This is a genomic window from Senegalia massiliensis (genome assembly GCF_009911265.1).
In the GTDB taxonomy this organism is placed as follows: Bacteria; Bacillota; Clostridia; order Tissierellales; family SIT17; genus Anaeromonas; species Anaeromonas massiliensis_A.
In genome coordinates, this window is record NZ_QXXA01000014.1 from 78,489 (window position 1) to 104,406 (window position 25,918).

General features: G+C 29.4%; 19 protein-coding genes. 2 read left to right on the forward strand and 17 right to left on the reverse strand.

The window, feature by feature from the left end; genetic code table 11:
- Positions 1-47 precede the first annotated feature (47 nt).
- Positions 48-1,010 (forward strand): calcium/sodium antiporter, encoded by a 963-nt coding sequence (locus tag D3Z33_RS12960; protein WP_160198196.1) that lies wholly within the window; start codon positions 48-50, stop codon positions 1,008-1,010.
- Between the two features lie 54 nt (positions 1,011-1,064).
- Here D3Z33_RS12960 and D3Z33_RS12965 read toward each other — a convergent pair whose 3' ends face one another.
- The 17 genes from D3Z33_RS12965 to D3Z33_RS13040 form a co-directional block, all read right to left on the reverse strand.
- The gene (locus D3Z33_RS12965) at positions 1,065-2,483 is read right to left on the reverse strand and encodes a DUF1116 domain-containing protein (RefSeq protein ID WP_160198197.1); all 1,419 of its coding nucleotides are present in this window, start codon (positions 2,481-2,483) and stop codon (positions 1,065-1,067) included.
- Between the two features lie 12 nt (positions 2,484-2,495).
- Entirely contained in the window at positions 2,496-4,040 is a 1,545-nt protein-coding gene (fdrA, locus tag D3Z33_RS12970; protein ID WP_160198198.1) for an acyl-CoA synthetase FdrA, read from the reverse strand.
- A gap of 16 nt (positions 4,041-4,056) precedes the next feature.
- Positions 4,057-4,947: a DUF2877 domain-containing protein gene (locus tag D3Z33_RS12975; protein ID WP_160198199.1), complete on the reverse strand. Its 891-nt coding sequence runs from the start codon at positions 4,945-4,947 to the stop codon at positions 4,057-4,059.
- Positions 4,948-6,261: a uracil-xanthine permease family protein gene (locus tag D3Z33_RS12980; RefSeq protein ID WP_160198200.1), complete on the reverse strand. Its 1,314-nt coding sequence runs from the start codon at positions 6,259-6,261 to the stop codon at positions 4,948-4,950.
- Positions 6,262-6,328: 67 nt separating this feature from the next.
- Entirely contained in the window at positions 6,329-7,579 is a 1,251-nt protein-coding gene (locus D3Z33_RS12985; protein ID WP_160198201.1) for a hypothetical protein, read from the reverse strand.
- The gene (locus D3Z33_RS12990; protein WP_160198202.1) at positions 7,567-8,766 is read right to left on the reverse strand and encodes an amidohydrolase family protein; all 1,200 of its coding nucleotides are present in this window, start codon (positions 8,764-8,766) and stop codon (positions 7,567-7,569) included. Before D3Z33_RS12990 ends, D3Z33_RS12985 begins: the two co-directional genes overlap by 13 nt.
- Before the next feature lie 25 nt (positions 8,767-8,791).
- Positions 8,792-9,895, reverse strand: a complete 1,104-nt coding sequence (locus tag D3Z33_RS12995) for a ring-opening amidohydrolase (protein ID WP_201750533.1) — start codon at positions 9,893-9,895, stop codon at positions 8,792-8,794.
- Between the two features lie 303 nt (positions 9,896-10,198).
- Positions 10,199-11,815 carry a PucR family transcriptional regulator gene (locus tag D3Z33_RS13000; RefSeq protein WP_160198203.1) on the reverse strand — a complete coding sequence of 539 codons (1,617 nt, stop codon included), beginning with the start codon at positions 11,813-11,815 and terminating at the stop codon, positions 10,199-10,201.
- Between the two features lie 147 nt (positions 11,816-11,962).
- Positions 11,963-15,391, reverse strand: a complete 3,429-nt coding sequence (locus D3Z33_RS13005; RefSeq protein ID WP_160198204.1) for a pyruvate carboxylase — start codon at positions 15,389-15,391, stop codon at positions 11,963-11,965.
- Positions 15,392-15,531: 140 nt separating this feature from the next.
- On the reverse strand, positions 15,532-16,470 hold the full coding sequence (arcC, locus tag D3Z33_RS13010) for a carbamate kinase (RefSeq protein ID WP_160198205.1): 939 nt from the start codon (positions 16,468-16,470) through the stop codon (positions 15,532-15,534).
- Positions 16,471-16,605: 135 nt separating this feature from the next.
- Positions 16,606-16,728 carry a hypothetical protein gene (locus tag D3Z33_RS16990; protein WP_279279089.1) on the reverse strand — a complete coding sequence of 41 codons (123 nt, stop codon included), beginning with the start codon at positions 16,726-16,728 and terminating at the stop codon, positions 16,606-16,608.
- Positions 16,729-16,730: 2 nt separating this feature from the next.
- The gene (locus D3Z33_RS13015) at positions 16,731-19,355 is read right to left on the reverse strand and encodes a calcium-translocating P-type ATPase, SERCA-type (protein WP_160198206.1); all 2,625 of its coding nucleotides are present in this window, start codon (positions 19,353-19,355) and stop codon (positions 16,731-16,733) included.
- Positions 19,356-19,549: 194 nt separating this feature from the next.
- Positions 19,550-21,103 carry an acyl CoA:acetate/3-ketoacid CoA transferase gene (locus D3Z33_RS13020; RefSeq protein WP_160198207.1) on the reverse strand — a complete coding sequence of 518 codons (1,554 nt, stop codon included), beginning with the start codon at positions 21,101-21,103 and terminating at the stop codon, positions 19,550-19,552.
- Positions 21,104-21,138: 35 nt separating this feature from the next.
- Positions 21,139-22,494 (reverse strand): GntP family permease, encoded by a 1,356-nt coding sequence (locus tag D3Z33_RS13025; protein WP_160198208.1) that lies wholly within the window; start codon positions 22,492-22,494, stop codon positions 21,139-21,141.
- A 323-nt stretch (positions 22,495-22,817) separates the two neighbouring features.
- The gene (locus D3Z33_RS13030) at positions 22,818-24,530 is read right to left on the reverse strand and encodes a sigma 54-interacting transcriptional regulator (protein ID WP_279279090.1); all 1,713 of its coding nucleotides are present in this window, start codon (positions 24,528-24,530) and stop codon (positions 22,818-22,820) included.
- A gap of 106 nt (positions 24,531-24,636) precedes the next feature.
- Positions 24,637-25,053: a MaoC family dehydratase gene (locus D3Z33_RS13035; protein WP_160198209.1), complete on the reverse strand. Its 417-nt coding sequence runs from the start codon at positions 25,051-25,053 to the stop codon at positions 24,637-24,639.
- Between the two features lie 211 nt (positions 25,054-25,264).
- On the reverse strand, positions 25,265-25,429 hold the full coding sequence (locus D3Z33_RS13040) for a hypothetical protein (RefSeq protein ID WP_160198210.1): 165 nt from the start codon (positions 25,427-25,429) through the stop codon (positions 25,265-25,267).
- A 162-nt stretch (positions 25,430-25,591) separates the two neighbouring features.
- On the opposite strand from D3Z33_RS13040, the gene D3Z33_RS13045 reads away from it, so the two are divergent.
- The gene (locus D3Z33_RS13045; RefSeq protein WP_347561273.1) at positions 25,592-25,795 is read left to right on the forward strand and encodes an aspartyl-phosphate phosphatase Spo0E family protein; all 204 of its coding nucleotides are present in this window, start codon (positions 25,592-25,594) and stop codon (positions 25,793-25,795) included.
- Positions 25,796-25,918: the final 123 nt, after the last annotated feature.

Sequence of the window (25,918 nt, forward strand, 5' to 3'; positions counted from 1 at the left end):
AATGGTTAAGTTAGGTTAATTTATGTATATTTAAGGAGTGAATTTTTTTGGATTATGTTATATTAGTTTTAGGATTTACTGCACTTATTAAAGGAGCTGACTTTTTCGTAGATGGTGCTTCTTCCATTGCAAAAAAATTTGGTCTTCCTTCTATACTCATTGGACTTACAATAGTAGCATTTGGTACTTCTGCACCTGAAGCTGCTGTAAGTATAAAAGCAGTTACTACGAACTCTAATGGTATTGCAGTTGGAAATATAATAGGTTCAAGTATATTTAATATACTATTAGTTGTAGGAGCAGCTGCAACCATTAAACCAGTTAGGATAAAACTTAAAACAATATTTAAAGAGTTTCCTTTTTTACTATTAGCTTCAGGAATGTTATTTGTGCTAAGTTATGATAAAGTTTTACAAGGAACAAATGTAAATGAGTTGTCACGAGGAGATGGAATAGTATTACTCTCTATATTTCTAGTATTTATATATTATATAATAGAAATGGCTGTATTTTCAAAAGAAGATAGCACAGACTTAGTTGAAACAGATGGAATAGAAGAAATAGCCTTATGGAAATCTTTAATATTTACAGGCATTGGACTTTTAGGGATAATATTCGGAGGTAATTTTGTAGTTACTTCAAGTTCTTCTATTGCATTATCTCTCGGTATGAGTGAAACTCTTGTTGGACTTACTATTGTTGCAATAGGTACTTCATTACCAGAGCTTGTTACATCTATAGTTGCAGCATTTAAGGGAGAATCTGATATTGCAATAGGAAATGCAATCGGTTCAAATATGTTTAATATCGTGTTTATATTAGGAATAACATCAGTTATTAAACCATTGCCAATTGAAAATAAAGTTTTTTTCGATATATTGTATCTTATAGGCGCAACTATTCTTACATTTATATTTGCAAGTACTAGAAAGCAAACAAGTCGATATGAAGGGATATTTTTATCTCTAGCATATATTGGATATATGGTATTTATATTAATAAGAAATTAGGACAACTCATATGGTTACCATATGAGTTGTCCTAATTTTTATATGAATTCTATATTATTTGTCTTTACTAAATTCTAATATAGCCTTTTCAAAACATTCCATTGGTGGATTTACTATTCCTGCACCAATTTGTCCTACACCTGCTTCTTTATGTGCTATTCCAGTATTAATTATTGGAAGAGTTGAAGCTTCTATTACTTTTCTAATATCTATACCTATGGCTGAACCTCTAAAGTTCAATGTAGGAATAGCATAATTAGTATTTTCTGATACTGTTATTGAATACATCTCTTCACTATAATTTATAGCATCATTAACAGTACCACCAACAAATTGTACTATGGGAAGGGCCCCTGCCATTACAAATCCACCTATTCCTGATGTTTCTGTAATTGTACTATCTCCAATATCAAGTGCTGCATCATCCTCTGTATATCCTGGGAATAAAAGACCTTTAACCATATTTGCTGGTGCTGTAAACCACTTATTACGTCCAAGTCCACTTATTCTTATGCCAAATTCTACACCATTTCTTGCCATAGCTGTTACTACAGTAGAATTCTCTATTCCTTCTGCTGCATCTAATGCTACTTTACATGCTGGCATAGAAAGATTTAAGAAATAATGATTGTTGTCTTTCATAAATTGTAAAACTCTTTTTATTACATCTTTATCTATATCAGTCTCTAATAAATAAGTAGATATTTCTCTAAAGAAAAGACTCGTTGCAGCATTATTTCTATTATGACCTTCATCACCCATTTGTACTGCTTGAGATATTATAGTCTTTAAGTTTATTCCACCATCTACTAATTCCAATGCTTTTTTAAGAGTTGGAGCAAATTCTTTTTCTATCCATTTAAGCCTATCTATTACTTCATCATTAAAAGCACCATATCTTAATACTTTTCCAAGACCTTCATTTATTGTACAATATCCATAATTACCATGAGTTTTATTTTGTATTATATGAACAGGCATAGAAGGAGATATTATTCCTGCCATAGGTCCTACAGCATTATGTTCATGTGCTGGTGCAAACTTTATTTTTCCACTTGCAGCAAGTTCTCTTGCTCTTTCTTCATTTTTAGCTTTACCCTCATATATTAAAGCACCTATTACAGCTCCTTGTGCTGGACCACACATATTTTCCCACTTTATTGGAGGACCTGCATGAAGTATTGTATTATCATCCATATTTGGTATTACATCTTTAGCTGTACCTACGTCAACCAAGAAAGGATTTGCTTCTTTTATTATATTTACTGCCTTTTCATTAGCTTCATTTATTTCTTTATCTAATTTTTCAAGTTTATCTAAAGCTTCAATTAATTCCTTATTCCCGCCAGCAGGTGGTTCCCAATCTACTTGTACTACATCTCTACTTTGAAGTTCTAAATCATTTTTAAATTTAGAAGTTCCTATATTTATTATTTTTAAATCTTTTCCAAAAATATTACTTATTCCACTCATATTTATACCTCCTTAAGCTAAAATTTCTGCAACTGTATTTGCTGCCTGAACATTACTATCAGCTACTATTACTCCTGCATCTTTTAACATTTTAGTCTGTTTATCTAAATTTTGTTTATCTTTATCTGTTCCACAAATATATGCTACAAATATAACTTCTCTATTATTATCTTTTGCTATTTGTTTTGCTTCTTCTATAGCAGGTAAAGTTGCACCTACTGGATTTTCATGAGAACCATAACCTAATTCAAAATCTAATAATATAACTCCTACACTTTCATCTTTTACTTCTTTTTTAATTTTGCTTAACCTTATCGTAGGATCTATCATAGGATGAGGTCTACCTTGTGTAAATTCATCTTCACCTAAATCTAATAATACATTTCCTAGATAATCTTCTACATTCTCTAATTTTTCTTCATCACCTTTTGCTACATTGCTTTTTATCCCATCTAATTTGTCTCTTAAAATAGATAGACTCTCTGCACAAAGAGTTCCACCACCATATAATCCTCTTACATATTTTTGACCATCTTTTAATTTTTCTTTTCCATCTATAATTTGTTGTTTTAATTCATTACTATTTTCATTTGTATCTATTTTTTTATTCTTATCCGATAATTCTACTGCTTTTTTAGCTGTATCATATAAATTATATCCAAAAGTAGCCCCTACTTTTTCTACTTCTTTACTATCACCTTCAATAAATGATACTACTACAGGGGTGTCTATTTCTGATACTCTTTCTAAAATTTTCTTCTCTACAGATTTTGCTGGTGGTTTAGAAATAAGCACTATTACATCAGTAGAATTATCTTTTTCCAATGCATTTATTGATTCTAGCATCATTATTCCACCGACTTCTTCTTTTAAATCACGTCCACCAGTACCAATTGCTTGAGAAATTCCCCCACCTAATCTATCAATTTGCACCATAACCTCTTGAAGCCCTGTACCTGAAGCAGCTACAAGGCCAATATTCCCTTCATTAACCTTATTTGAAAAACATAATCCAGTATTATTTATGCTAGCTGTACCACAGTCTGGTCCCATAACTAATAAGCCTTTGTCACGAGCCTTCTTTTTAAGTCTTACTTCATCTTCTATTGATACATTATCACTAAATAACATTACATGTAGATTATTATCTAATGCCTTATCTACTTCTCTTGCTGCATATTCTCCTGGTACAGAAATTACAACCATATTTGCTTCTTCTATTCTATTTATAGCATCTGATATAGTTTTAGGATTTTTCTTTTCTCTTTCCCCATTATCAGAATTTTTATAATTTAATAACTCATCTACTTTTTTATAAGCTTTTTCATAACTTTCTTGGTTGTCTGCCTTTATTGCAATTATAAGGTCACTACCTTTTGAATTCATTGATTCTTCAGTATCTAAACCTACATTTTGTAATAACTCTTTATTCATATCTGTACCCATTGATATAACTGCATCTTCTATGCCTTCTAAATCTGTAATCTTGCTAGATAGACTCATAAGAGTTACAGAATCATAATATGAATTTTGTCTAATAACTGTATTTGATACCATTTAAAATTCCTCCATTTCATTTTTCATCAATTGTAAGTAAAAATCCTAATACTACTCCTATACTCATATCTGTTCCAGAAGAAGATCCTATAGTTAAAAGATTTTTAAAAGATTTTAAATATTTATCACTATTGTTATATAAAAATGAATATATAAAATCATTTAAATATTCCCTATATTTTTCTTGAGTTGCTGCTTTTAACATTGCTCTACTTACATCAGTTGTAGATTTTGTATCTAAAGGTATTAAATCTTTTATTTTATGAAATAAATCATCATTCTTCTTAAATATAGTTATAGCTGCCATAAATCCTGTTAAAAAATCGTCTCCTGAAGGGGTAAGTCCCATTCCAAGTCCTATTAATCCTCTAATATTTGTCTCTTGGATATTATCTTGTTTAACTTTTATATAAAAATCATCTATTTTTTTCGAAAGTTCCCTTTCTATTAAATTATCTGAATTATTTTCTATACCTAAAAAGTTTTTTAAATAATAATATTTACATCCTCCACTACTACCCATACTTTGTATCATCATATTAAAAATGCTTATATTTTTCTTTATATCTTCAATAGAAAAATTCTGTATTTTTTCTCTTTCTAAACTCCATAACTGTGTACTAGATAAATCAATTTCTATTTTTCCTATAAATAAATTATCTCTGTTTTTAATTATCTTTTGATCTTCAAATATTATATCTTTAAAACTACCATCATAATCTATTTTTAAAGTATATGGTGCATTATCTGTTTTATTATTTGAAATTGTATAAAGCGTACCATTATCAGATTGAATATTTACTACTTTGTCAAATATACTATGAATATCACCTTTAATATTTTTTTCCTTTAAAAAATATTGGAACTCTCTATCTAAATATAATCCTTTAATTTTATTAAAACTCATTTATACCTCACCTTTAATTTCATCTTTTGGTAATACAATATTTAATACTATTGCAATTATTGATGCTGGCACAACTCCCGAAGTTAAAAATAATTGAATATTTGTTGAAAATTGAGAAGTAACTTCTGGAACTAGATTAAGCCCTACACCTATACCTATAGATATAGCAATTATCAATAAATTTCTGCTAGTAAATCTAATATTCTTAAGTAAAGTAAGTCCAGAAACCATTACCATAGAAAACATTGCAATTGTTCCACCACCTAATACAGCTTCTGGCATTATTGAAATAATTGCTGCAAACTTTGGAAGTAATGCTAATATTAATAGTATAATTGCCCCTATCTTTACCACATATCTACTAAATACTCCAGTTAAATTTACTACGCCAATATTTTGAGTATAGGATGTATTTGGAAAAGCATTAAAAAATGAAGCAATTGCACTTGCTACTCCATCTGCTAATACTCCACCTTTTAGTTCTTCTGGAGTAGCATCTCTACCTTCAGATGCACTAGTAAGAGCAGATATATCTCCAATAGTTTCTATTGAAGTAGCTATATACATAAATACCATTGCTACTATAGCAGAAGGTTCAAACACCCATTTATATGCTAAAGGTCTTGGAAATGATACCCAAGATGCTTCTAAAACTGGTGAAAAATCAATTAAGTTCATGAAAATAGATAAAATATAACCTACTACAAGCCCTATTAATACAGATGAAGATTTTGTAAATTTACTACCAAACTGATTAAATATAATTATAGTAATCAATACAGTAGTGGATATGAATAAATTTTTAAAACTACCTATATCTCCACTTCCTCCTGCAGCTTGTTTTATACCTACAGGAATAAGAGTCATTCCTATACTTAAAACTACAATACCAGAAACTAATGGAGTAAAAATTTTCTTAAGTCTATCTAAATTCAAGGCTATAAAAATTTCGAATAATCCTCCAATAAGACTTGCACCAAGTACTGCTTCTATACCAAATTGTGTTCCTATTGCTAAAACTGTTGCAATAAAAGCATTACTTGTGCCCATTACAATAGGTAAACCTGAACCAATTTTACCTTTTCTACTTATCTGAATGAAAGTAGATATTCCAGCCATAAATAAGGCGCATTGTATTAAAAAAGTAGTTTCCTTTGAATTTAATCCTAATGCATTTGATAACAATAGTGGGACTGTAATATTTGATGCAAACATAGCTAATATATGTTGAAATGCCAAAGGAATACTTTTTGATAACTTAGGTTTATCATTTATACCATAAATAATATTGATTTCTGTTGTATTATTCTCCATTTAAGTTATATCTCCTCATTATTATACTTGTAAATAAAGGGATTAATTTAATCCCTTTATTTATGGTTTATACAAATATTATAGCAACTATTGTAACTAATATAAATGCAGGTATAACATATTTCACATTTTCCTTTATAACATCCATTATTTCTAAATCAAAACCATCTGCTAAAGCTGCTACATTTATTTGAACTGGACTTATTTGAGTACCAAGTCCAGTTGCTATTGCAACAAATCCCATAGCTTCTGATGGTAAGCCTAGTACTGATAATGTTGGCAATATAAGTGTTAATACTCCTGCTGTAAATGCTCCAGAAGGTATTGCTATTAAAAATGCTGCAACCATAGCCATAGGAAGGATTATAGCATCAGGTGCTTTAGATACAAGACCTGCTAATTGTTCAAAAGTTCCAAGTTCACCTATCATATTTATAAACGATAAGAATATTCCTACAGAAAATAATGTAGTAAGTATAAATTTAGAGCCATCAATTAAAGCTTCACTTGTTTTGTCAATATTAAGTGGTGTACATATTACAGTTAATATTGCTGTAAAAATTACTGCTGTTGCTGGCGTGAATAAAGTTATTCCTATAAGATTATTCAAATTACTCCCAAGTACAACTAATGTTAAAAGTGCTATAGAAGGTATTGCTCTTTTTACTAATATAGATGTTGATACATTCTCTTCTTGTTTATTATCTTTACCTTCTCTTATTAAAGACCCTCTTCTATAAACTCCATAAACTGCAAGTGCTGCTGCAAGTACAAAAAATACTATTGTATAAGGTAACATTGCGTTTGCATGAGCTACAACATTACGTCCTGCACTTTCTGCAGCGATTACTGTTTCTGTTGAAGCTGGGGAAGTAGTAAAACCAACTGCTGTTGCTATTGCCATTCCTGCTATAACTTCTGGAACTGCTCCAAGTGCTATTGCTACAAGGGGTGCTGTAACCATTGTATTTCCTGCCCCAAGTCCTGCAGTGTATGTTGCAAAAGCTTGAATTAATACCATTATTCCACCAAGTATAGCTATTTTTCCTTTTAACCCTCTTTTAGCAAGTTCAACTAAAGATTCTATACTTCCTGCCTTTGCTACCATTGATGCTGCTGCTGCATATAATATTGGTACTGTAATACCTAACATATTACCTACGCCACCAATAAACAGCCCCGTAGCTTCACCTATACCAATACCTCCTATTATCATAGCAAGTATTCCACCAACTAAGCCTGCAAAAAGCATATGCTTTCTCATAAATAATAATATTAAAATAACTACTAAAGGTATAACATTAATTAATAATTCCATTTAAATTCCTCCTTTTTAAAATGACCCCATATATTTGATCTTTCTATTATTGCTTTGTGTTTTTTATTTGTATCTATAACAATAAATCTTGCTCTTTGTTTTTCTTTAAATTCATAATTATTATTAAATAAAGAGGAAGGAATAACAGAAATCATATCAAATATATTAGATAAATCATCTATCCCACCCATATGTGACCCATGAGCAGCTATAAGAGCTTCCTCTAATAAATTCCCATTTCCAAAAGGGTTAAATGGATCTCTTATGTTATCAGAACCTATACTTACATCTATACCTTTTTCAAGTAAATCTTTTACCCTCGTTATTCCTCTTCTATAATTTTTATCATCATTTCTTCCTTGTAAATATAAATTAGTAGAGGGAAGTGTAACTATACCTATCTTTGCCTTTTTGATTAAAGATAAAATATTTTTAATATCTTTTAATTTATTTGCTGATAAACTACAACAATGTCCTGCTACTACTCTACCTTGATAATTTTCATATATAGTCTTCTCAGCTAAATATTTAACAGTAAGTTTATCTGGGTCATCAGTCTCATCAATATGCATATCAATATCTTTATTATATTTTTTAGCCAATTCAAATATCATATCAATATGTTCTTTAGGTTGCTTCTCTACGGCTGGTATACCACCTACTATATCTGCTCCAAGCTTCAAAGCATCTTCTAGATATTTGTAATTATTAATATTTTCTATAAACCCTTCTTGAGGAAATGCAACTACTTGAATATCAATTTTTTCTTTAAACTCCTCTTTAAGTTCTAAAATAGCACGAATACCTTTCAATTCTATGATTTCATCAACATCTACGTGAGTTCTTAAATATCTAGTACCATTTTTATATGAAAGTTCTAAAGTTTTTATAGCTCTATTTTTTATATCAGCTTCAGACATATTTTCTTTATAATTAGTCATTATTTCTATAGCTTCATTTAAAGTTCCTGATTGATTAGAAGCCTTCTCTCCAATTAAAGCTTTATCTAAGTGCATATGACTATCTACAAATCCATTAATAACGATTCTTTTATCTACATTTATTATCTTATCTACTGTTATGTTCTCTATATTAGAATAAATCTTTTCAATATATCCATCTTTAATATATATATCTTGAATTTCATTTTTAAAAGGCATATAACAATTTTTAAATAAAAATTTCATTTTACTCCCCTCTATTCAAGTATTTTTACTTCTCTATTATTGTAGCTATTGGTCCACCACCTGCAGGACCTTGATGCTCTGCTCCTCCAGAAACATATACCATAGGATCTCCTACTATAGAAGATATTACAGCATTTACTACAGATCTTGCTTGTCTTGTATGATTTATATCAGAATCTGTAAGCATTGTTGTTCTTCTATCTCTTACATATCCATCAGGAGATGCTTCAGCTTTTGCTAATATATTTACTATTCTACTTTTTTGTTCTTCTGTTGGAAGTTTATCTACTTCAAGACCTGCATCATTCATAGATTCTATTACTGCTTCTAAGTCTATTGAATCCTTCATAACACTATGACCTATTCTATATTTACTTACTGATTTTTTAGAATTACCTAAAAGGATTATTTCACAATTTAATAGTTCAACCCCTGCTGAAGTTGAAGCTATATTTGAATAAAGATTCCAATCATGTAATATAGAATCATTTGTAACTTTTGATTCTTCTATTTCACCTAAAGCAAGGGCAACACCTAGTGCTGATGCTCCTCTTGTATAACCCATAGACTTATAAGTATCTTCTACAGCTACATCTTTACCTCTAGAATATGCATCATTTATTCTATCTGAAGTTAATAAAGGTGTTTTAATTTGTACAAAATGAACATCTTCTTTATTTTCTATGCCTGTTTCTTTCATTAATTCTAATACAACTCTTTTTACTTCCTTTACCATTTCCATTCTTCCCATTTCTTCTGGTAAAAACTCTTTAGTAAATCCAACACTTAAAGCTAATGATTTTTCATCTTTTTCCTCTGCCTCTATTTGCTTTTTGGTAAAAATAGTTGCATGAGGTGACATAACACCTTCTGTACCACCACTCATTACAAATGCTACAGTTTCACCTATTTCATCCATTGACTTATCTAATTCTCTAGACAAATAAAGTTTGAAGCTTTGAGTAGCATAACCTCTAGTAAAATCATTTACACAACCATTACCTTCTGTTTTACCAAGAACTGCTACTATTTCCTCCGGTTTTATTTCACCACTATCTACTAATTTTTTAAGTCCAGAAACATCTTCTGGTCCTGACATTGGTACTCTGTAAATATTTACATCCATCATGTGTATTCTCCTCCTCGTATAATAATCGTTTTCCTGTTATGATAACATTGTATCAATTTATTCGTTTTTTATCATTGTAAAAAAGTCATAAACATTTAAAAAAATATTGTCAAGCTTTGATAACAATATATTTTCACATATAAAAACTAGTATATTTACGTTATAAAATCTTAATAACCTAAGTAAAACAAAAGATAGTATAACTCTAGAGTTATACTATCTTTTGTTTTATTACTATATCTAAAATTCTATTTTAATCCTGAAAAAAATATCCAAAACTTTAGAAGTTCTTTATTTGGATACTTACATTTCACCTTTTGATTTAAACCATATATATATATTATAAGCTAGTACTATTTCACCTATTTCAAACCCATCATCAATATTTATTCCTAATTCTCTTAATTTCTCCATTCTATATCTAAGTGTATTATAATGAATATACATATTTTTAGCTGTTTTTTGTAAGTTAAAATTTGTATCAAGTACTCCTTTTAAAGTATTCATCAAACTTAAATCATGGGTATTATCATGTTCAATTAATTTCCCTAATTTTTCATTTACATACTTTTTTAATAGTTTTATATCTTTTATTTCTTTAATTAAATTTATTACTCTGAAATCTTCATAATGAATTAAAAATGAATCTTTATTTAATGTTTTTCCTATTTCTATACCATTTTTAGCTTCTTTATATGCAAGTGGTAATTCATTTATTTTTTCTATTCTTTTGGATATTCCTATTCCAACTTTGCCCATATATTTTAATTCATTTAATATTATTTTAGCAATATTCATTAATATCTCCTTGTTATATTCAAAGCTACCTACATTTACAAATATAACTAATGAATCATCAATATGTGCTAATTTAATTTTTCTTAACTCGATATTTATTTCTTTACTTATAATATTTTCTATGGTTTTTTCTTCTATTAATTTTTCATAATTTTCTCTTTTAATTTTTTCATCTTGAACAAGTAATTTTAAATCAATTATTACCTGTGGAAATTCCAATTCCCATCCAAATGACTTTGCTTTATTTACAGCTTCTGTTTTAGAGCTTATATTGTTTTCAAGCATCTCTCTTATAAAAGAATTCAAATAATTTTTTTCTTTTTCTAATATTGCTCTATTTTTATGAAACTCAGAGGCCAACAACAATGAAGCTTGATTTAATGCAACTAATATACTCTCATCTTCCCTATTACATTTTACTACCATTAAATACCCAAAAGAATTATTACCAGCTTTAATTCTATTTATTATATAATTATCTTGTTCTATTTTTGTTCCATCAATAACCAATTGTAAATTCTCAGCATTAACAAGTTGTTTGTTTTCCAAATAAACTAATTTTTCCTTAATATTTTCTGATGTTTGTTTTATGTTAAAGTCATTATCAAACAAAATTACAGGTGAATCTATAATTCTAGAAAATTCTTCAATAAGTGTATTTAACCCTTCTCCTTTTAAAAAAAGTTCCATCATTTTATTATTTACAAAGTTTCTAAACTTAAGTATTCCTATATGCTTATTTAATGATAATTCTAATATTTCATTAACTAAATTAGATAAATTTGAACCCTGTGGAAGTTTTATCAATGGGAACCCTAATTTATTAGCTTGTTCAACCATTACTTCTGGAATCCTTGGTACATATCTTTGAGGCTTTATACAAATTCCTGATAAATTCTTAGATGCTAGTTTAGGAATTAATTCATCTTTTGCTTTTTCATCTTTGTATATTGGATATAGAGTTGTAACAAGTAATGACTTTTCTTCAATATATGAAAAAACATCAGGAACTTCCATTAGAAAACCATTTTTTACTTCATTATTAATTCCATTTGCTCCACCTATTAATTTTGCTCCATTAAATCCTTTTAATTTTAATATATTAGCTACTGTACTTTCCAAAATAAAACCTCCAAAAGTTACTTTTTATAGCTACACTATTATATCAAATAACAGTTTCTTTTAATAGACATAGAAAAAAATAAAGATCCTTGGCAAGCTCAGGATAACAAATGTATATCATTTTGAGCTTGCAAAAAGATCTTTTTATTATTTAAGTTTTATTAAGAGTTCTCCATTTTTAACTTGCTCTTGTTCTTTAACTAAAATTGAACCTACTATTCCTTTCGATGGAGAATTTATGATTGTTTCCATTTTCATAGCTTCAATGATAATTAGAGGTTCGTTTATTTTAACTTCCTGTCCTTCCTCTACAAGTACCTTATAAATAGTCCCTGGAATACTAGCACCAACTTCTAGTGGATTATCAGCATCTGCCATTTGAGTAAATATTTCATTTGCAATTATATTACTTGCCTTATCTTTAATTTTTATTTCTCTTACATTTCCATTGACTTCAAATGATAAAATTCTATAACCTTCATTATCTAACTTGCCAATTTGAATAAGTTTAACTACTAGTATTTTACCTTCTTCTATTTCTATTTCTGAAGTCTCTCCTACAGTTAGACCATGGAAATATATATCACTTCCCATTCTGCTAAAGTCACCTTCATCTTTTATATATTTTAAATACTCGCTAAAAACTTTTGGATATAATGCATAGCTTAAAAGTTGTCTTTTAGTAGGTTCTATTCTGAAATTTTCTTTTAAATGTTTCTCTATCTCTTCAAAATCTACTGGTGGTAATAATTCTCCTGGTCTACAGTCAATAGATTCTTTATCTTTTAAAACAAGTTTTTTAAGCTTTTCAGGAAATCCACCTTTTGGTTGACCCATCATACCTTTAAAGTAGCTATCTACAGAATCAGGGAAACTCATTCCTTTTGCTTTATCATAGATATTTTCAGGCGTTAAATCATTTCTTACCATAAATATAGCTAAATCTCCTATCATTTTAGAAGAAGGAGTTACTTTTACAATATCACCCATCATTTCATTTGCCTTTTTAAACATTTCTTTAACTTCTGTAAATCTATGACCAAGCCCAAAACTTTCAACTTGTGGTTTTAAATTTGAGTATTGTCCACCTGGTATTTCATATTTATATATTTCAGCTGTACCTGATTTCAATTCAGATTCAAAATTCCCATATACAGGTCTTACTGCACTCCAGTAGTCATCAAGTTTTTGAATATCATCTAGACAGATACCAGTATCTCTATTAGTATTTTCGAGAGCTGCTACTACAGAGTTTAAAGCTGGTTGACTAGTAAGGCCTGACATACTATTAAATGCTGTATCTACAATATCTACCCCTGCTTCTGCAGCCATTATAAGGGTAGCTACTCCATTTCCACTAGTATCATGAGTGTGTAAATGAATAGGCATAGATACTTCTTTTTTAAGCTCTGTAATTAATTCAAAAGCAGCATAAGGTTTTAATAAGGATGACATATCTTTGATAGCTAAAATATGAGCGCCTGTTTTTTCAATTTCTTTAGCTAATTTTATATAATAATCCAAATCATATTTAGTTCTCTTTTTATCTAATATATCTCCAGTATAACAAATAGAAGCTTCTGCTATTTTACCAGTTTTTAAAACTTCATCTATAGCAACTTTCATTCCATCTAGCCAGTTTAATGAGTCAAATATTCTAAATAAATCAATTCCTGCATTTGCTGATTCTTTTATAAATTCTCTAATTACATTATCAGGATAGTTTGCATAGCCTACTCCATTTGCTCCTCTAAGTAACATTTGGAATAAAATATTTGGAACTTTTTTTCTAAGTTCTATTAGTCTTTTCCAAGGACTTTCCTTTAAAAATCTATAAGATACATCAAATGTAGCTCCTCCCCACATTTCTAAAGAAAATAAATCTTTTCCAAGTATTGATGTATCATTTGCAATCTTTGTCATGTCAACTGTTCTAAGGCGAGTAGCCATAAGAGATTGTTGAGCATCTCTCATAGTAGTTTCAGTTACTAGTAATTTATTTTGATCTTTAATCCAATTTACAAGTCCTTCTGATCCATTATTATCTAATATCTGTTTAGTTCCTTTTAAATTATCTATTCTTTCTAACTTAGGAACCATAGGAACATCAAAATCCTTTTTATCTCCTTTAACTTCATTAACTATTTTTTCCCCTAAAAACTTCAATAATTTTAATTCTTTATCTCTTGTAGGTTTAATATCAAAGATTTCAGGATGACTATCTAGAAAATTCGTATCACATTCTCCATTTAAAAAAGTTTCATGCATTAGTATATTAATTAAAAAAGCTGAATTGGTCTTTATACCTTTAATAGCAAATTCTCTAATTGATCTTACAGCTTTTCTTGCAGCATCTTCAAATGTTCTAGAATAAGATATAGTTTTAACTAAAAGGCTGTCATAATAAGGGCTAATTACTGATCCAGTATACCCATTTCCTCCATCTAATCTAATACCAAACCCATTTGCTGAACGATAAACATCAATTTTACCTGTATCTGGCGCAAAATTATTTTTAGGATCTTCTGTTGTTATACGGCACTGAATAGAATATCCACGTACATCAACACTCTCTTGATTTGGTAAATTAATCCTAGATGAATCTAGACTATATCCTTCTGCAATCAATATTTGAGATTGAACAATATCTATACCTGTTACCATTTCTGTAATTGTATGTTCTACTTGAATTCTTGGATTCATCTCTATAAAGTAATGATTGCCTTTGTTATCAACTAAAAATTCAACTGTTCCTGCATTTCTATAATTTACAGATTTTCCTATCTTTATTGCATCCTCGCATATAGCTTTTCTTTTTTCATCTGAAAGTGAAAAAGCTGGAGTAAACTCTATGATTTTTTGATGTCGTCTTTGTATAGAACAATCTCTCTCAAAAAGATGAACTATATTGCCAGATTTATCTCCTAATATTTGAACTTCTATATGTTTTGGATTTTCAAGATATTTTTCAATAAAAATACTATCTATACCAAATGCTTTTTTAGCTTCATTTTTTGCACTTTGGAATGAAGAAATTAATTCATCTTCATCTCTAACAATACGCATTCCGCGTCCTCCACCACCAGCAGCTGCTTTTAGCATAACAGGATATCCACAGTGGTCTGCAAATTTTAATAATTCTTTTTCTGAATTAATAGGTTTTTCTATCCCTGGTATTGTAGGAACTCCAACTTCTTTAGCTACAATTTTTGAAGATATTTTATCTCCTACTTGTTTCATCATATCCTCAGTTGGTCCAATAAATTCTATATTAGCCTCATTACACTTTCTTACAAACTCAGGGTTTTCTGATAAAAACCCATAACCAGGGTGTATTGCATCTACCCCTTTATTTTTTGCAAGATTTATAATCTCATCAATATCTAAATATGCTTCAATAGGGCCTTTATTTTTCCCAATCAAGTAGGATTCATCAGCTTTTGTACGGAATAAGCTCTTTCTGTCTTCATGAGAATATATTGCTACTGTCCTAATACCTAATTCATGACATGCTCGAAATATACGAATAGCAATTTCTCCTCTATTGGCAACTAAAACTCTTTTAAATTTTTTCATGTCATTTCCTCCTTCATTGGAATTCTAATTCTATTATTATTATGTTTTAATATTATATAATATTAAAACATTGTATAACAAAATCGTAACATTTGCAATATAAAAAAACACTAGGAAAAATCCTAGTGTTTTATATATTATTATTCTGATTTATATACTTTAGTACCACTTTCACCTTTTAAAGCTTCTTTAGCTCTTTCAAGTGAAGCTATTATAGTAGTTCTACCCATTTTTGATTCTGCAAATTTCATAGCAGCTTCAACTTTTGGTAACATACTTCCTGGTGCAAAATGCTTTTCTTCTATATATTTTTTAGCTTCTTTTATGCTCATTGATTCTAAGTCTAATTGATCTGGTTTACCAAAGTTAATTGAAACTCTATCTACTGCTGTAAGGATAAATAGATAATCAGCATCTACTATTTCAGCTAATTTTTCACTGGCAAAGTCTTTATCAATTACTGCTGGTACACCTTTTAAAGAATTTCCTTCTTCAACTACTGGTATTCCACCACCACCAACAGTGATTACTACTTGACCGCTATCTATTAAAGCTTTTACAGTTTCTTTTTCTACTACATCTACAGGTTTTGGAGAAGCAACTACTCTTCTATATCCTCTTCCTGAATCCTCTACCATATCATAACCTTTTTCTTTTCTAAGAATTTCACACTCTTCTTCAGTGTAGAAACTTCCTATTGGCTTAGAAGGATGTTTAAAAGCTTCATCATCTTTATCTACTACAACTTGAGTTACTATTGTAGCTACAGGTTTTTTAGTATTTCTCTTTTTTAATTCTTCACCTATTGCATTTTGAAGGTGATATCCTATATATCCTTGACTCATAGCTCCACATTCTGGGAACGGCATTGAAGGAACAGCATCATCTTCACTTGAAGCAACTTCCATTGCTAAGTTAATCATACCAACTTGTGGACCATTACCATGTGCTATTATTACTTCATTTCCATCTTCTATAAGATCAACTATTGGCTTTGCTGTATCTTTTACCAATTCTAACTGTTCTTCTGGTGTTTTTCCTAAGGCATTACCGCCTAATGCAATTACTATTCTACTCATAAGTACCTCCTAAAAATTTTATAGTATAGTTAGTTTCATAGTTTTTAAACCTATTTAAGTATATTTTATCATGAATTGCATAAAAATCCATAGTAAATTTAAATTTTTTTATAATTTAGCAAATTCCTATAATTTTCACTTGAAATTTTGTCTACTATTATCATTTCTTAATCCATCTAATGTCTCTTCAGGATATAATTTACTAGTAGTATCTTTATTAGTATAAGACAATACTAGTACTCCATAAATATCAATCACCCCTAATTTCTTATTTTTTTAAGTACCTCAGATATAGTCATAGGTAAAAGTGATAATAATCCTACATAAATCCAGTGAACTCCATCTAAGCTTGATAGCTCAAATATATTCCTTAAAGGTGGAATAAATACTACACTCAATAAAAGTGTTGCTGATAATGCTATTGCACCTATAAGGTATTTGTTTGAAAATACTCCAACCTTAAACATACTTTTATCCATAGATCTTATTGTTAAACTATTTGCAAATTGTGAAACTGCAAGTGTTACAAGAGCCATCGTTCTACCTGTTTCAATATTTACTTCTTTACCTAAATAGAATGCAATTATAGTTACTGCACCTATTACAAAACCCTTTACAAATATACTAATACCAAGTCCTCCTGCAAATATACTTTCATCTGAAGCTCTTGGTTTTCTATCCATTATACCAGGTTCTGGTGGATCTACTCCAAGTGCAAGTGCTGGGAAACTATCTGTTATAAGATTAACCCATAATATATGAATTGGTAAAAGTGGAGTTGGCATCCCTATAACTAATGCTACAAAAAGAGCAATAATTTCTCCAACATTACAAGATAAAAGATAATGTATAGATTTTTTAATATTATCAAATATACTTCTTCCTTCTTCTACTGCTGAAACTATTGTAGAGAAATTATCATCAGTAAGTACCATATCTGCTGCTTCTTTTGATACATCTGTGCCAGTTATCCCCATAGCACAACCAATATTAGCTCTTTTAAGTGCCGGTGCATCATTTACTCCATCACCTGTCATTGCAACTACTTTTTCATGACTTTGCCACGCTTTTACTATTTTCACTTTATGCTCAGGAGAAACCCTAGCATACACAGAGTATTTTTCAACATTTGCTGCTAATTCACTATCAGATAGTTTTTCAATTTCTTTTCCTTCTATAGCTTCTTCATCACTTTCTAATATTCCAAGTTCCCTTGCTATTGCTATAGCAGTTATTTTATAATCTCCTGTAATCATAACTGGCTTAATTCCAGCACGCCTACATTCCTCTACAGAAACTTTAACTTCTTCTCTAGGTGGATCTATCATACCACTCATACCAACAAAGACTAAATCACTTTCTACTGATTCACTATTTATTCTGTCAGGAATTTTTTCAATATCTTTGTAAGCTAAGCCTAGAACTCTCAGAGCATTTGAAGCCATATTTTCATTTTCTTCTATTATTTTTTGCTTATGTTCTTCAGTTATATCTTTTACTTCTCCATCTATTAATATACCTTTACATCTATCTAATATTACATCTATTGCGCCTTTAGTAAATACTCTATAGTTATTTTCTTTTTTATGAATTGTGCTCATCATTTTCCTATCAGAATCAAATGGCACTTCTTCTACCCTTGGCATTTCTTCTTCTAATTTTTTTCTATATAATCCTTTATCTCTTCCCAATACAATCAGAGCTATCTCAGTAGGATCTCCTATAGCTTTTTTTTCTCCCTTATTTTCTTCAATAGACGAGTCATTGCACATAAGTCCTGTCATTACAGCTAACTCTTCATCTGTATTTTCTATATTAACATCTTCTGAATCAATTAATTTATTATAAGTATAAACTTTAGTTACAGTCATTTTATTTTGTGTAAGTGTACCAGTTTTATCAGAACAAATTACTGAAGCAGTTCCAAGTGTTTCTACTGCTGGTAATTTTCTTATTATTGCATTTTTCTTTATCATACGCTGAACACCTAAAGAAAGTACAATAGTAACTATAGCTGGAAGTCCTTCTGGTATAGCTGCTACAGCTAGAGATACAGCTAACATAAACATTTCAAATACTCCACGCCCTTGGAAATATCCTACTAAGAATATTACTCCACATACTGCAAGAGCTATTATTCCTAAATACTTACCTAATTGATCTAACTTTTTCTGAAGCGGCGTTTCTAAATCTTCCTGACTTTCTATCATTTTAGCTATTTTGCCTATTTCTGTATTCATACCAGTATCAGTTACTATAACTTTTCCTCTTCCATTAGTTACCAAAGAAGTAGAATACACCATATTTTTTCTGTCACCTATAGGAATATCTTTTCCTTCTGGAATTTCTAAATCCTTATCTACTGGAACAGATTCACCAGTTAAAGCTGATTCTTCTACTTTTAAACTTGCGCTTTCAATAAGTATACCATCTGCTGCTATGTAATCTCCAGCTTCTAATATTAATATGTCACCTGGTACTATTTCTCCAGAGTTTATTTCTAATATATTGCCATTTCTTAAAACTTTTGCAGTAGGTTTTGACATATCTTTTAGAGCTTTCAATGATTCTTCAGCTTTATTTTCTTGAACTAAACCAAGTATTGCATTTAATAATACTATTGCTGCTATTATTATAGTGTCCTTATATTCTCCTAATGCTCCAGATACTATCGCTGCTACTAAAAGTATTATTACCATGAAATTTTTAAATTGATTTATAAATCTTTGAAACAAAGTTATACTTTTTTTACCTTCTAATTCATTTGAACCATATTCATCTCTCCGTTTTGTTACTTCTCCATCTGCTAATCCATTTTTAGGATCAACTTTTAATATATCCATCACTTCTTCAGGTTTCTTTTTATACCATAATTCCGAACTCAATATATCACTCTCCTATAGTAACTCTCTATAATATCTTTAATTATTACTATTATTTACCCTTTTATGTATCTTATATTCATTAACTATTTTTATTATGCATTTATTTTTCTGCAAAATAAATTATATTTCCCTGGCAATATTCGACTTTTAAAAACAAAAAAATCTATGGAATTTATCCATAGATTTTTTATAAACTAGTCACATTTTAATTCAAGGCCCATTTTTTCTTCTTTAAATAATCTTATATCCATTATTTTTAAATCATCTGAAATAATTGGTTTAAAGCCCATTTGACCAATTACGTCTTTTTCTAAATCAACTCCAGGTGCTATTTCTGTAAGAGTAAAGCCTTCTTTAGTAAGTTCAAATACTGCTCTTTCTGTAATATATATAACAGGTTGATTTATTTCTCTAGCATATTCACCTGAGAATGTAATCTGTTCTACTTCTTCTAAGAATTTCTTAGCTTTACCTTCTTTTATTATATTTATTTTTTCATCTTTTATTTCAACTTCTAATCCTCCAGCTGTAAATGTTCCACAATAAACAACCTTTTTAGCATTTTGAGATATGTTAACGAATCCTCCACAACCTGGTATTTTAGGACCAAATTTAGATACATTTACATTTCCCTCTTTATCGCATTGTGCAAGACCTAAAAATGTAATATCAAGTCCTCCACCATCATAAAAATCAAATTGATAAGGTTGATCTATTATTGCATCTGGATTAGTAGCTGCTCCAAAACTATTTCCACCTGCTGGTACACCACCAATAGTTCCAGCTTCTGTCGTAAGCTTAAGTCCCTTTATTCCTTCTTCATTAGCTACAATGGATACACCTTCAGGCATACCTATTCCTAAGTTTGTAATAGCATTAGGTACAAGCTCCATTGCTGATCTTCTAGCTATTACCTTTCTTATTTCTAGATCCATAGGTTTTATACTCCCAAGGGTTACTCTAATTTCTTGAGAATACGCTGGATTATATTGCTCAGCAAAAGTTTGCATATGATTTTCTTGTTTCGCCTCAACTATTGCATCTACATATATTCCTGGGATTTTAACCTGACTATAATCTAATGATCCATTTTCAACTATTTTTTCTACTTGTAGAATCACTTTACCACCAGAATTTTTTGCAGCTTGTGCCATAGATAACATTTCAAGATTTAAGCATTCACGTTCAAAAGAACAATTTCCATCTTCATCAGCATAAGTTCCTCTTATTATAGCTACATCTATAGGCATTGCATGGTAAAACATCCATTCTTCATCTCTTAAATTAACTACTTCAACTATATCTTCTTTTGTTATACTATTTAATTTCCCACCTTCTACTCTAGGATCTGCAAAAGTTTTAAGTCCAACCTTTGTAAGAGTCCCAGGTTTTCCCGCTGCTATTTCTCTAAACAAATGTGAAATCACACCTTGTGGTAAATTATATGCTTCAATTTTTTCATCTAAAGCTAATTTACCAACTTTAGGAGCTAATCCCCAATGACCACCTATAACTTTTTTTAGTAATCCTTCATGTCCAAAATGATTAAGTCCTTTATTTTTTCCATCCCCTTGACCTGCTGCATATACAAGGGTTAAATCTTTTGGCATAGACTTATCTAAAAAATACTCTTCAATTGTTTTAGTGATTTCTTCTGGATGCATATTACCTACAAAACCACCTGTAGCTATTGTATCTCCATCTTTTATTAATTGTACAGCCTCTTCAGCTGTCATTATTTTACTCATTTTTATTCCTCCTGAATATTATAGGTTCATATATTTTAAACTATTCCAGTTACTAAATAGAAAAGTGATATTACTACAACTGAAATTAATGGTATTCCCATTGTTACCATTGCAATATGTTTGTAACTTCTCTTATGATCCATATGTGTTACTGCAAGTAAAGTTATAACTGCTCCACAGTGTGGGAATGTATCAAGTCCACCAGCAGCTACAAGCATAATTCTATGAATAGCTTGTGGATTTATATTCATAGCTAAAAATTCTTCTGATAATACTTCAAGAGCTATAGCAGTACCACCTGAAGATGAACCTACTATACCTGCAAGTAATGTAGTTGATATTGCAACTTTAAATACTGATGGTATTGCAAGTGCAACAATTGCTAATTTAACTGTATTAAACGCAGCTAGTGATTTAATAACTCCACCATATCCAACTTCTGATGCTGTATTAAATATTGGAAGTAATCCTCCTACTGCTCCATCAAATACAATTTTATTTGTATCAGTAAGATATTTTCTCATAGCTATTATTATAAATACTACTGCTACTGCAAGACCTATAACAACTGGCCATGTACCATTTACATTTATACCTAAATCTTTATATTTATTAATTACTGAAGCTCTAGTAAAATAAAACTTTGTAAGTCCAAAGTTTAGAGCAAATACTATTAAAATTGGAGTAAATGCTAACAAAAATCCTGGAACATTGTCTCCCATATCTTTAAAGTTTTCATCTGGATGTTCCCCATATCCTTCTCCTTGAGCCATATATTTATTTGCTCTATTATTAAGATAATATACTCCCCCAAAGAACATTATAGCTGAAGACATAATGCCAAGAATTGGTGCTGCAAATGTAGTCGTTCCAAAATAAACTGTAGGCATAGTATTTAAATACTGTGGAGAACCTGGAAGTGCTGTCATTGTAAATGTAAAAGCACCAAGGGCTATTGCTGCTGGTAATAACTTTTTAGGTATACCTGCTCTTCTAAGTAATGTAGCTCCTATTGGATACATTGCAAATACAACTACAAATAGTGATACTCCACCATAAGTAAGTAATGCTGTAGCTAAAACTATAGCTGCTATTGCTCTCTTTGGTCCAAATACATCAGATATCTTTTCAGCAATAGCTATTGCTGCTCCTGATACCCCCATTAATTTACCAAATATTGCTCCTGCTAAAAATACTGGAAAATAATCTTTAATATACCCTGCTGCTGCTGGCATGAATATTTCAGACAATGCATATAGTGCAGGAATTTCTCCTGATACTAGTGCTGCTGACATAGCTAATAGTGGTGCTAGTACAAGTACCGTGACACCCCTATAAGCAAAATACATAAGTGCGATTAACGTTAAAATAATTGATATAACTCCTAACATTGAAAAACCTCCTTGTTTTTATTGTTTAAATATTATAATTGCTATTTACCATTATATTTCCTTATAAACTTGAAAACCTTTTCTATGGTAATATAATAATATTTCATTTCACCTATTTATTAAGCAAAATATATGCCAACAATGAATATGTATTCTAATTTCCTCATCACTTGGCTTGTTTAGAGTATTTACTAGTAATTTTTTTAATGTTGAAGAAAGACCGATTATGTAAATTATAATTTACACAATCAGTCTTTTGAATTTTATATACTAAGTTATAGTGATATTTAAAAGTTGTTAACTTATATTTACATGTTAATATTTTATACGTCATCTATTCCATGCTTATCTATTTTTTTGTATAAACTAACCCTGCTTATTCCTAAAGCTTTAGATGTCTGGTTTTTATTTCCTTTATTTCTTTTTAAATACTCAATAATCATATCTTTTTCCACATCATCTAATACTGTTTTTAATTTTTTATCTCCAGAATATATAGTTCTATTTTTTTCACTAGTTATTCTTTGTGGTAAATGATGTGGTTCAATAGTAAGCTCTACATCTAATAAATTTATAGCCCTCTCTATAACATTTTCTAACTCTCTTATATTACCTGGCCAATTATAATTTTCCAAATATTTTATTGATTTTTTAGATATATCTTCTACATATATACCTAATTTTCTTGTTAATTTATTTTTTAAAGATATTGCTAATTCTCTTATATCTTCTTTTCTCTCCCTTAGTGGAGGAAGGTCAAATCTTACTACATTTAATCTATAATAAAAATCTTCTCTAAATTTTTTTTCTTCTACAAGCTTTCTTAAATCTTTATTTGTAGACGCTATTATCCTAACATCTAAACCTTTTACTGTATTTCCCCCAACACTTTCAAACTCTTTTTCTTGAAGAACACGTAAAAGTTTAGCTTGCATATTTAAAGGCATGTCCCCAATTTCATCTAAAAGTATTGTTCCACCATTAGCTATTTCAAATTTACCTTTCTTTCCACCTTTTTTTGCACCAGTGAATGCTCCTTCTTCATATCCAAATAGTTCTGATTCTAAAAGTTCAGAAGGAATAGCCGCACAATTTAGTCTTACAAAAGGACCTAATTTTCTGTTACTTGCATTATGAATAGAATGTGCAAATAATTCCTTACCTGTTCCACTTTCTCCAGTAATTATAACATTTGATTTTGATTTTGCTACTCTAGATCCAATCTTCTTTAGTTGTTTCATTTTTTCAGTATTACCTATTATACTATTAAATGTATACTTAGCAGATCTGTCTTCTATTACTTCATTCTTATAATATTCAAGTTCTTTTTCAAGCTCTAATACTTTTTGCTTTACAGTATGAAAGTCGCCTATATCTTTGAACATTACCTTACCAACAGCACCTATTATTTTATCATCCCTTTTTATAGGAACTCTCATAGCAATCATTCTATTACCTTGAATTTCTTGTATATCTCCAACTTCTCTTACACCAGTCTGTGCAACAATATGCATTCTTGTATTTTGTATTACTTCAGTTACATGTTTTCCTACAGCATTAGGCTCATTTGTAAACTCTTTATATGCTTCACTCATCATTGTAATTATACCATTCTTATCAACTACTACAGCCCATTCATTCACTGTATTTAAAAGTGTATCTAATATCTCTATATATCCTTGATCTTGCATTATCTTTTCATTCATTTTATTTACTTCTGTTCGATCTTTAAATATTGCAATAGCAGCAATTGATTTACCATTTTCTATTATGGGTATTCTCTTAACTAAAAAGTCCTTATTATTAAATCTAAAAATCTCATTTAATTGCTTTTCACCTTTATCTAAAACATCTAATAATTTAGTGTTTGCTATTATATTTACAATGTTTTTGCCTATACTATCTTCATAAGTTAAATCTAAATATAGCTCTGCTTTTTTGTTCATGGAAATTATATTACCTTTATTATCAATAGCAATAACAGCCTCATCCATAATTTCAAATACTGTGCGTAATACTATATCTTTTAATTTCAACTTTTATATCACCTCTATAAGTTCTATTTACTTCATTATTATTATATCATTTATTATTATAATTAAAAGCTCTTAGTTTATTTAAACTAAGAGCTTTTTAATAAGATTATTTTGGAGGCATTACAGTAGCAGTTCCTTTTAAGACTACATCTCCATTCTGATTTGTACAAGTAGTTTTAAGTTTGATTATATTTTTACCTTCTAGTTTTTCTGATACTTCAACTTCTGCTTTAATAGTGTCACCAAACTTTACAGGAGCAGTAAATTTAAGATCTTGACCTAAATATATAGTTCCTGGTCCTGGCAAGTGTACACCTAATACTGCAGATACTAATCCCGCAGTAAGCATTCCATGAGCTATTCTCCCTTTAAACATAGTATCCTTTGATACTTCTTCATTAATATGTGCAGGATTTATATCACCTGTAATACCTGCATATAAATATACATCTGTTTCTGTAATCGTTTTCTGAAATGATGCCTTTTGACCCATTTCTAATTCATTAAATGTTTTACCCTTCATTTAGCACACTCCTCATAATATATTAAGCAATATGCTAATTACTAAAGCAAAATTCGTGCCAATATAAACATTTAATATATTATTGGGTTATTTTAGTAATATGCAGCATCAATATGATGTTTATATAGTTTAATATTGTTATACAAAGTTTAAAAACTCATAAATTTATGTAAACATAATTTTACATGTAAATTTTTATTAATAGTAAAATTTAATTAAATCTCTTATTACTTTCAATATATTTTAAAAAGTTCTTTTTCCTCTTTGTAATTTCTCTATAAGTATCCTTATTAATTTTTTTATCTTCAAATAGTTTATCGGCTAATTTAATAAATATTCTTGTTATTTCTTCAAGGTCATTTTGATTATACTTCATATTAAATTCCACCTCCAAAATATATATTCAACATAAATTAAAAAAATCCTTTATTAATTTAAAAATAAATAGAATTCCAGGCTAGTTTTAAAGAATTTTCTTAATATTTAATCTTGTTTTTTTATATTGTTAGTTTAAACTTTTTGTAATATAATAGAAAAAGTGAGAGAAAAATATTTTGATGGAAGTATGGTGAATATGGAAAATTTAGTAAATGTAGAAAACAAAATAACATCACTTAGAAATCAAATGCATAAATTAATACACAAAAATAGTTTTATTACTACATCTGAAGTAGTAAACGTAAGTCAAAAACTAGATGAAGCTTTAAATCAATATTACAAAATAACACATAAAATTAATTGACATAATACATATAAAAAAACACTTATTATAATAAGTGTTTTTTTATATGGTGCGCCCTGCAGGATTCGAACCCGCGACAAACTGATTCGAAGTCAGAATGAGTGTGTTTTGAGCGATTTAGTT

What these genes read in the sequence shown, in the direction of transcription:
- D3Z33_RS12985 (WP_160198201.1), bottom strand. Translation starts at nt 7,579, where the DNA reads ATGGAATTATTAATTAATGTTATACCTTTAGTAGTTATTTTAATATTA.
- D3Z33_RS13005 (WP_160198204.1), bottom strand. Translation starts at nt 15,391, where the DNA reads ATGAAAAAATTTAAAAGAGTTTTAGTTGCCAATAGAGGAGAAATTGCT.
- arcC (WP_160198205.1), bottom strand. Translation starts at nt 16,470, where the DNA reads ATGAGTAGAATAGTAATTGCATTAGGCGGTAATGCCTTAGGAAAAACA.
- D3Z33_RS13020 (WP_160198207.1), bottom strand. Translation starts at nt 21,103, where the DNA reads ATGAGTAAAATAATGACAGCTGAAGAGGCTGTACAATTAATAAAAGAT.
- D3Z33_RS12975 (WP_160198199.1), bottom strand. Translation starts at nt 4,947, where the DNA reads ATGAGTTTTAATAAAATTAAAGGATTATATTTAGATAGAGAGTTCCAA.
- D3Z33_RS12980 (WP_160198200.1), bottom strand. Translation starts at nt 6,261, where the DNA reads ATGGAGAATAATACAACAGAAATCAATATTATTTATGGTATAAATGAT.
- D3Z33_RS13040 (WP_160198210.1), bottom strand. Translation starts at nt 25,429, where the DNA reads ATGAAGTATAATCAAAATGACCTTGAAGAAATAACAAGAATATTTATT.
- D3Z33_RS12995 (WP_201750533.1), bottom strand. Translation starts at nt 9,895, where the DNA reads ATGATGGATGTAAATATTTACAGAGTACCAATGTCAGGACCAGAAGAT.
- D3Z33_RS13035 (WP_160198209.1), bottom strand. Translation starts at nt 25,053, where the DNA reads ATGAAGGGTAAAACATTTAATGAATTAGAAATGGGTCAAAAGGCATCA.
- D3Z33_RS12990 (WP_160198202.1), bottom strand. Translation starts at nt 8,766, where the DNA reads ATGAAATTTTTATTTAAAAATTGTTATATGCCTTTTAAAAATGAAATT.
- D3Z33_RS12965 (WP_160198197.1), bottom strand. Translation starts at nt 2,483, where the DNA reads ATGAGTGGAATAAGTAATATTTTTGGAAAAGATTTAAAAATAATAAAT.
- fdrA (WP_160198198.1), bottom strand. Translation starts at nt 4,040, where the DNA reads ATGGTATCAAATACAGTTATTAGACAAAATTCATATTATGATTCTGTA.
- D3Z33_RS13025 (WP_160198208.1), bottom strand. Translation starts at nt 22,494, where the DNA reads ATGTTAGGAGTTATATCAATTATTTTAACGTTAATCGCACTTATGTAT.